Raw genomic sequence first — 7,412 nt, forward strand, 5'->3', positions numbered from 1 at the left:
CTGGGGCTTGGTGGGTGGGGTGTGTTGCGTGGGGGGGTGTATGTCGGGGTGTTGGCGGGTTCGGGTTGGGGTGTGGGCTGTGTCGGGGGTGGGCTGGTGGGCTGGTTGTGGTGGGTGGGGTGTGGGTGGGGTGTGGGTGGTGGTTAGGGGTGGTGGGTGGGGGTGGGTGTGGTGGTGATGGTGGCGTGGAAGGTGGGGGTGCCGTTTTGGTGGGCGGTGATGTGGGTGGTGCGGGTGGCGGGCCGGCCGGTGTCGCTGTTGCTGGTGTTGCCCCCGTCGGTGTTGTTGTTGCGTGGGTGGGTGGTGGTTGTTGTGATGGTGGTGGGGGTGTGGAGTTCGGTGTATTGGGTGTAGTGGGTGGTGATGGTGGTGGGGAGGTGGGTGTAGGCGGGCTGGCTTGTGTCCGTGCCCATGGGGTGCTGGCTGGTGTCCATGCCCGTGTCCGTGCCGGTGCCGGTGTCCATGCCTGTGCCTGTGCCTGTGCCTGTGCCTGTGCTTGTGCTTGTGCTTGTGTCCGTGTGGGTGCCGGTCTCCGTGTCGTTGGTGTGGTGGGTGGCGTGGGTGGCTTGGCGGGCGGCTTCGAGGAGGAGCATGCCGGGGACGTGGTCTTGGGGGTGGTCGAAGAGGGTGGGGTGGCTGGTGTTGAGGCGGAGGAGCCAGCTCCGGGTGGTGGTGTGAGGGCCCGCCGCGGTGGCCTCGGGGGTTCCGGTGGTTTGGGTGGTGCTCGTCCCGGTGGTTGCGGTGGGGTCTGTGGCTCTGGTGCCGGTGGTTTCGGTTTCGGCTCCGGTTTCGGCTCCGGTTTCGGTTTCGGTGTTGGTGTGGGGGGTGTGGGGGGTGAGGACGACGTCGTGGGGGTGGGTGCGTTGGACGGTGTGGGGTGGGACGGGTGTGGTGGTGGGGAGGGTGCCGGGGGTGTGGGGTGTGCTGGCGATGTCTGGGGTGGTGGGTTGGTGGGGTGTGAGGTGGGGGGTGCGGAGGCGGGTGTAGATGGTGGGGGTGATGCAGGTGAAGGTGCCGTTGCCGGTGGCGGCGGTGTGTCCGTTGCGGGTGATGGTGACGTGGATGGTTGCGTGGGTGAGGGTGTTCCGGCGTTGTTTGATGTTGGTGTAGGTGATGTGGAGTTGGAGGTTGGCGGGGGTGGGGCCGATGCGGGTGTGTTCGGGGTGGGTGGTGACGTTGAGGTGGGTGAGGAGGAGGTGGGTGTCGAGGGGGACGTGGTATTCGGTGTGGGCGAGGAGGATGCCGGCTTGGCGGATGGTTTCGGCGGCGATGAGGGGGTCGTGGTGGCCGTTGATGGGGGTGTAGAAGGGGTGTGAGCGGGGCCATTGGGCGGTGACGGTGAAGTGGTGGTCGCTGGTGCGGTGCCAGCCGGTGAGCAGGACTTCGGCGATGCTGGCGCGGTGGACGTATTCGGTGGGGACGGTGGTGGTCAGGGACGGCCCCCGCGCCGGCCTGCCGTGGGTCTGGTCCTGCCGGTGGGTCTGGTCCTGTGGGTGGGTCTGGTTTTGGGGTGGGGGTGTCCGGTGGTGGGGCGCCCGGGTCTGGGAGGGGATCTGGATCCGCGCCGGGCTGGGGTCCTGGACCTGTGTGGGGGTCTGGGTGTGGGGTGACGCCGCCTGGGCCGGGGTGTGAGCGGGTGCCGGCAGCGGGGCGGGGGTCTGGGTGTGGGGCTGTGCGGGTGCGGGTGCGGGTGCGGGTGCTTGGGCTTGTGCGTGGGCGTGCAGTTGGGCCTGGGTGTGCGGCTGAGGCTGGGTGTGGGTGTGTGGCTGGGTGTGGGGTTGTGCGGGTGGGTGGGTGGTGTGTGCTGCGGGCCGGGTGGCGGGTGTCGGGTGTGGGACACGGATCGTGCTCGCGGGCATGTCTGGTTTCCCCCTGAGCGGCGTTGGCGTGAATGGGCTGTGGGCTTCTCAGGCCAGTGAAGATACATACCACCCGGTTTATTATCTAGCGGTATGGAGGCTTCCGGCGGCACGTTTTTGCGGAACGGCCCCTTCCCTGGCTGTTCCCTGCCACCCCCTTGTGCGGGGCCGCGGAGGCGGCCGTGCGGGGGGCGGGGCCGGCGGGGCCTCGCGGGGGGCTGGGCGGGGGTCCGGGTGTGCGGGGTGCGTCTACCCCGATCCTTCTCGGCTACCGCTCCGGTAGTCGACCCGGCGCGCCGGGGGTGGTGTGGGCTGGTTCTCCAGCGATCCCTCAGTGCTTCTCGAGCGGGGGCGCAGACCCTGGCTCGAGGCTGTGAGGAGGGGAGGGATGTGATGGAGAGGGTGCAGGCCGTGCTGCGGGTGGAACGTGGGGCGGCCAGTGAGGAGGAGCTGGCCGCGCTCGCGGCGGTGCTGCTCGCCCTGCGTGCGCGCGACGGCGCGCCGGTGGGCGGGCCGGCGTCGCCGGGGGCGGGGCTGGGGTGGAACTGGTGGCGGCGTCCGCACGGTTACGCGCCGCCCGGCAGCTGGCGGTGAGGCGGCCAAGGGGTCGACCGGGGGCCGGCGGGTGTCTTGCACCACCGTGAACAAAACCGTATGGGCGGTTTGGATATGTTGTTCAGGGAGCCGGGGAACCGGCCCGGTCGTGTCCCGGGAAGGGGCCCAGTGATGGCGACGGCGATGACGGCGGTTCCCGCGCAGGCCGCGAAGGCCGCGCAGGCTGCAGCGGCTTCGGAGGCTTCTGCGGGGGAGGGTCTGGCAGGAGTGCCGGACCGGAGGGCCCCCGCAGTGCCTGTGGCAGTGTCCGCAGCGTCCGCGGGAGCGGAGCCGGCGGAGACGGTTTCCGCGGACGCTGTCCCGGCGGCGTCGGTGGCGGCGGCCGGGGCAACTCCTGCGGGGGCGGCGCGTGCTGGTGCGAGCTCACCGGCCGCGACGCCTGCGGCCGCGACGTTTGCTGGGGCGGCTTCTGTAGGGGCGGCGGGCGTGGGGACGGACCCGGTGGGTGCGGTGTCGGTGGAGGCGGCTGGGTCGGGAGGAAGCGTGTTGGCCGCTGCATCTGCGGGGCCGGTGTCCGCGGGTCCCGTGTCCGCCGCGGTCGTGTCTGCGGGGGGTGTCCCGGCAGGGGTGTCTGCTGGTGCGGGCCGGGCCGGGCCGGTGTCGGTGGGGTTTGGAGGGTCTGAGGTGTCTGGAGGGGCTGGGGTGTCGGGTGGGTTGCGGCGTCGGGTGGCGGAGTTGGGGGCCATCCGGGGTGTGGCGGTGGCGGGGCCGGGGGAGGGGGCGACGGCGGCGCAGCATGCGAAGGGGAAGCTGACGGCGCGGGAGCGGATCGCTCTGTTGGTGGATGAGGGGTCGTTCTGTGAGGTGGAGCAGTTGCGCCGGCACCGGGCGACGGGGTTCGGGCTGGAGGCGAGGCGGCCGTATACGGATGGTGTGGTGACGGGGTGGGGGACGGTCGAGGGGCGCACGGTGTTTGTGTATGCGCATGATTTCCGGATTTTCGGCGGGGCGCTGGGTGAGGCGCATGCGGAGAAGATCCACAAGGTGATGGACATGGCGATGGCGGCGGGTGCGCCGTTGGTGTCGTTGAACGACGGTGCGGGGGCCCGTATTCAGGAGGGGGTCTCGGCGCTGGCGGGGTACGGGGGGATTTTTCAGCGCAACAGCCGGGCGTCGGGGGTGATTCCGCAGATCAGTGTGATGCTCGGTCCGTGTGCGGGGGGTGCTGCCTACAGTCCGGCGCTGACGGATTTCGTGTTCATGGTGCGGGAGACGTCGCAGATGTTCATCACGGGCCCGGATGTGGTGAGGGCGGTGACGGGGGAGGAGATCAGCCAGAACGGGCTGGGCGGTGCGGATGTGCACGCGGAGACCTCCGGTGTGGCGCATTTCGCCTATGACGACGAGGAGACCTGCCTGGCGGAGGTCCGTTACCTGCTGTCGATGCTGCCGCAGAACAACCGGGAGCCCGCTCCGCGGGTGCCCAGTGCCGATCCGGCCCACCGGCGCAGTGAGGTGCTGCTGGAGCAGGTTCCGGTGGACGGTTCCCGCCCCTATGACATGGGTGCGGTGATCGGGGAGGTGGTGGACGACGGGGAGTTCCTGGAGGTCCATGAGCGGTGGGCGCGCAACATCATCTGTGCGCTGGCGCGGCTGGACGGGCGGGTGGTGGGGATCGTCGCCAACCAGCCGCAGTCGCTGGCCGGGGTGCTGGACATCGAGGCCTCGGAGAAGGCGGCGCGTTTCGTGCAGATGTGCGACGCCTTCAACATTCCGATCGTCACGTTCCTGGACGTGCCGGGGTTTCTGCCCGGTGTCGGCCAGGAGCACGGCGGGATCATCCGGCACGGGGCGAAGCTGCTGTACGCCTACTGCAGTGCGACGGTGCCGCGGATCTCGCTGATCCTGCGCAAGGCGTACGGGGGCGCCTACATCGTGATGGACAGTCAGTCCATCGGTGCGGACCTCACCTACGCCTGGCCGGCGAACGAGATCGCGGTGATGGGTGCGGAGGGGGCGGCCGGTGTCATCTTCCGCCGCCAGATCGCGGAGGCGGAGGATCCCGAGGCGATGCGGGCCCGTCTGGTCAAGGAGTACAAGGCGGAGCTGATGCACCCCTACTACGCGGCCGAACGCGGTCTCGTCGACGACGTCATCGACCCGGCCGAGACCCGCGAGGTCCTCATCCGCTCGCTGGAGATGCTGCACAGCAAGCACGCCGACCTGCCCTCCCGCAAACACGGCAACCCCCCGCAGTAACCCCCGCCCGACGCGGTAACCCCCGCCCGGCCCGGCCGCCCCGGCCGGCTGGTTCGCCGGGGACGGCGGCGTCAACGTGCCGAGCGCGCACCTGCCGTGATCCCCCGGCAGCCCCGGTGGGGCCGCGGGTACCGGGATGCCCCGGGGCCTGTGGGTCGTGGCTTGCGGGTATGTCCGCGGCGGCCGGTGAAGCGGAGAGCGGGAACGCGGGGCGGGGCGGGCCGGGTTGCGGTGTCCGGACGCGCGGGCCCGGCCGGTGGGGCACGGGCCGGGCCCGCCCTGCTCCGCCGGTCCGCCTCAACCGCGCACCGGTTCTGTTATCGGCCTCGTACGCGCACAATCCGCCTGCCTCGCTGCCCGTTTCCCGGGAGGGATCTTCCCGGTAAGCGGCGGAGATCCATCCCCTTACCTGTCGCCCGGACACGACGTGAAGAATGAATCGCCACGTCAGGAGCAGGTGTGTGAAGACGGCCTTCGCACGGCTGTACGGTGCACCAAAACAGCATGGCTGGTTTGGTGTTGACAAACCGTCCGGCCTGTTTTGTACTCGTGAAGTGCCGGACACCATGTGCACACTCACCTAGGGGGCAGCGGCGTGCAGATCGACGTACTGGGCATATTGGACGTCAGGGAGAACGGGGTGTGCATCGCTCCGTCCGCGCCGAAACCCCGGCAGGTGCTCGCGCTGCTGGCGCTGCACGCCGACCAGGTGGTGCCGGTCTCCTCTCTCATCGACGAGCTGTGGGCGGGGCGCCCGCCGCGCAGCGGGCGCACCACCCTGCAGACCTACGTCCTGCAGCTGCGCGACCTCATCACCCTCGCGCTCGAGCAGGACACACCCCCCGCCGCCTCCGGCCCTGCTGCCGCTGCTGGCGTTCCCGCGGCGGCGGGTGAGGGCGGTGTGCGGGGGGCTGTGACGGCGCGGCGCAGTGCGAAGGACGTCCTGGTCACCGCGCCGGGCGGCTACATGCTGGTCTCCGGCGGCGGGAGCAGTGACGTGCGGGAGTTCGACCGGCTCGCCGGGATGGGCTACCGGGCGCTGGACGCGGGGGACGTCAAGGACGCCTCCCGCCTGCTGCGTGAGGCGCTGGCCCTGTGGGGCGGCGCGGCCTTCGCCGACGTACAGACCGGCGCACGGCTGCAGATGGAGGCCATGCGGCTGGAGGAGAGCCGGCTGTGCGCGCTGGACCAGCGCATCGAGGCCGACCTGCGGCTGGGCCGCCACCGCGAACTGCTCGCCGAACTCACTGTGCTGACCAGCCGTTACCGCACCCACGAGAACCTGCACGCCCAGTTCATGCTGGCGCTGCACCGCTCGGGCCGGCGCGGCGAGGCCCTGGACGCCTACCACCGGCTGCGCACCACCCTGGTACGGGACCTGGGCCTGGAGCCCTCGGCCCGGCTGCGCCGGCTCCAGCAGTCGATCCTGACCGCCGCACCGGAGACCCCCCTGACGGAACAGCCGGCCGCGGCCGCGCTCTCCGCCGCCCGCGCCGGCGCCACCGGCTGACACACCGGCCCGCCCGGCAGCGGCCGGGCACCCACACCACCCAGGCAGCAACCACCACCGCAACAGCGGCCACCGCAAGGGCAGTCGCGGGCAGCGACCGTGGCAGTGATCGGCGCCGCGGCGCCATCCCCGGCAGCCGCAGTCGCAGCGGCAGCAGCCACCGGCCGGTGCGACGGCAACCGAACCGCGGGCAGCGGCCGCGGCAGTGACCGCGACGGCGAGTGCCGCCCGCGTCGGGCGCCGGGGCATCAACGGCAGCAGTCACCGCCACGGCAGTCACCGTCACGTAGTCACCGTCACGGCAGTCACCGTCACGGTTGCCGCCGTGGCGGATGTGAGGGCAACGGCGGTTGCGGGACTGTGGCTTGGACTGTGGCTGTGGTGCGGTGCGTGGAGTGGGTAGCCTCGGGCCGAACGGTTAAGTTACCGCTTAGTAGCCGACTGTTGCCGGTTCGAGGAGTCCACTCATGCAACTCGTCGCGATCATCGTGTCGCTGGCCCTGATCGTGGCCGGCTTCGCGCTGTTCGGCCGGGCCATCTCAGGGATCGTTCATTTCCTGCGGCTGGGCCAGCCTGTTCCCCCCACTCTGCGGACCCGTGATCCTTTTCGGCGCAGCGTGACGCTGGCCAGGGAGTTCGTGGTCCATACCCGGATGAACCGCTGGGGTGTCATCGGGATGGCGCACTGGTTTGTGGCGGTGAGTTTCTACGCGCTGCTGCTGACGCTCGTCAACGCCACCGGCCAGCTGTTCGCCCCCGACTGGGTGCTGCCTTTCCTGGGTCACTTCACGCCCTACAACGTCCTGGTCGAGTTCCTCGCCGCGATGACGGCGCTGAGCATCCTGGTGCTGATCGCCGTCCGCCAGCTGGACCGGCCCTCCGGCGCGGGCCGCAAGTCGCGCTTCACCGGCTCCCGGACGGGCCAGGCGTACTTCGTGGAGAGCGTCATCCTCGTGGTGGGCCTGTGCATCGGGGTGCTGCACGCCCTGGAGGGCGCCCTGCACCACGTGGAGCACTACCAGGCCTCCTACTTCCTCTCCTACCCCCTGGTCCGCTGGTTCGCGGGGATGGACACCTCCACCCTGCACCGCCTCGTCTACTGCGTCGCCGGCCTGAAGATCACGACCTCGTTCGTCTGGATGATCGTGGTGTCGCTGAAGACGGACATGGGGGTGGCCTGGCACCGTTTCCTGGCCTTCCCCAACATCTGGTTCAAGCGCGACGCGCGC

4 protein-coding genes and 1 pseudogene are annotated in these 7,412 nt (G+C 70.6%); 4 read left to right on the top strand and 1 reads right to left on the bottom strand.

Translation table 11 applies throughout. The features are described 5' to 3' along the window. Window positions 1-143 precede the first annotated feature (143 nt). The gene (locus tag ACIBLC_RS41815; protein WP_399216728.1) at window positions 144-1,859 is read right to left on the bottom strand and encodes a ScbA/BarX family gamma-butyrolactone biosynthesis protein; all 1,716 of its coding nucleotides are present in this window, start codon (window positions 1,857-1,859) and stop codon (window positions 144-146) included. Window positions 1,860-2,252: 393 nt separating this feature from the next. Here ACIBLC_RS41815 and ACIBLC_RS41820 point away from each other — a divergent pair, with 393 nt between their 5' ends. From ACIBLC_RS41820 to ACIBLC_RS41835, 4 genes and pseudogenes are all read left to right on the top strand, one after another. Next, window positions 2,253-2,453, top strand: coding sequence for an acyl-CoA carboxylase epsilon subunit (locus tag ACIBLC_RS41820; RefSeq protein WP_399216729.1), 201 nt, complete (start codon window positions 2,253-2,255; stop codon window positions 2,451-2,453). 687 nt (window positions 2,454-3,140) lie between these two features. Beyond that, window positions 3,141-4,673, top strand: coding sequence for an acyl-CoA carboxylase subunit beta (locus tag ACIBLC_RS41825; RefSeq protein ID WP_399216731.1), 1,533 nt, complete (start codon window positions 3,141-3,143; stop codon window positions 4,671-4,673). A gap of 595 nt (window positions 4,674-5,268) precedes the next feature. After that, on the top strand, window positions 5,269-6,183 hold the full coding sequence (locus tag ACIBLC_RS41830; RefSeq protein WP_399216730.1) for a BTAD domain-containing putative transcriptional regulator: 915 nt from the start codon (window positions 5,269-5,271) through the stop codon (window positions 6,181-6,183). A gap of 467 nt (window positions 6,184-6,650) precedes the next feature. Further along, window positions 6,651-7,412 (top strand): annotated as a pseudogene (locus tag ACIBLC_RS41835) (Fe-S oxidoreductase); the annotation flags it as partial.

It is taken from the genome of Streptomyces sp. NPDC050535 (genome assembly GCF_044457665.1).
In the GTDB taxonomy this organism is placed as follows: domain Bacteria; phylum Actinomycetota; class Actinomycetes; order Streptomycetales; family Streptomycetaceae; genus Streptomyces.

Coding starts and splice junctions, on each gene's coding strand:
- ACIBLC_RS41815 (WP_399216728.1), bottom strand. CDS start 1,859: ATGCCCGCGAGCACGATCCGTGTCCCACACCCGACACCCGCCACCCGG.
- ACIBLC_RS41820 (WP_399216729.1), top strand. CDS start 2,253: ATGGAGAGGGTGCAGGCCGTGCTGCGGGTGGAACGTGGGGCGGCCAGT.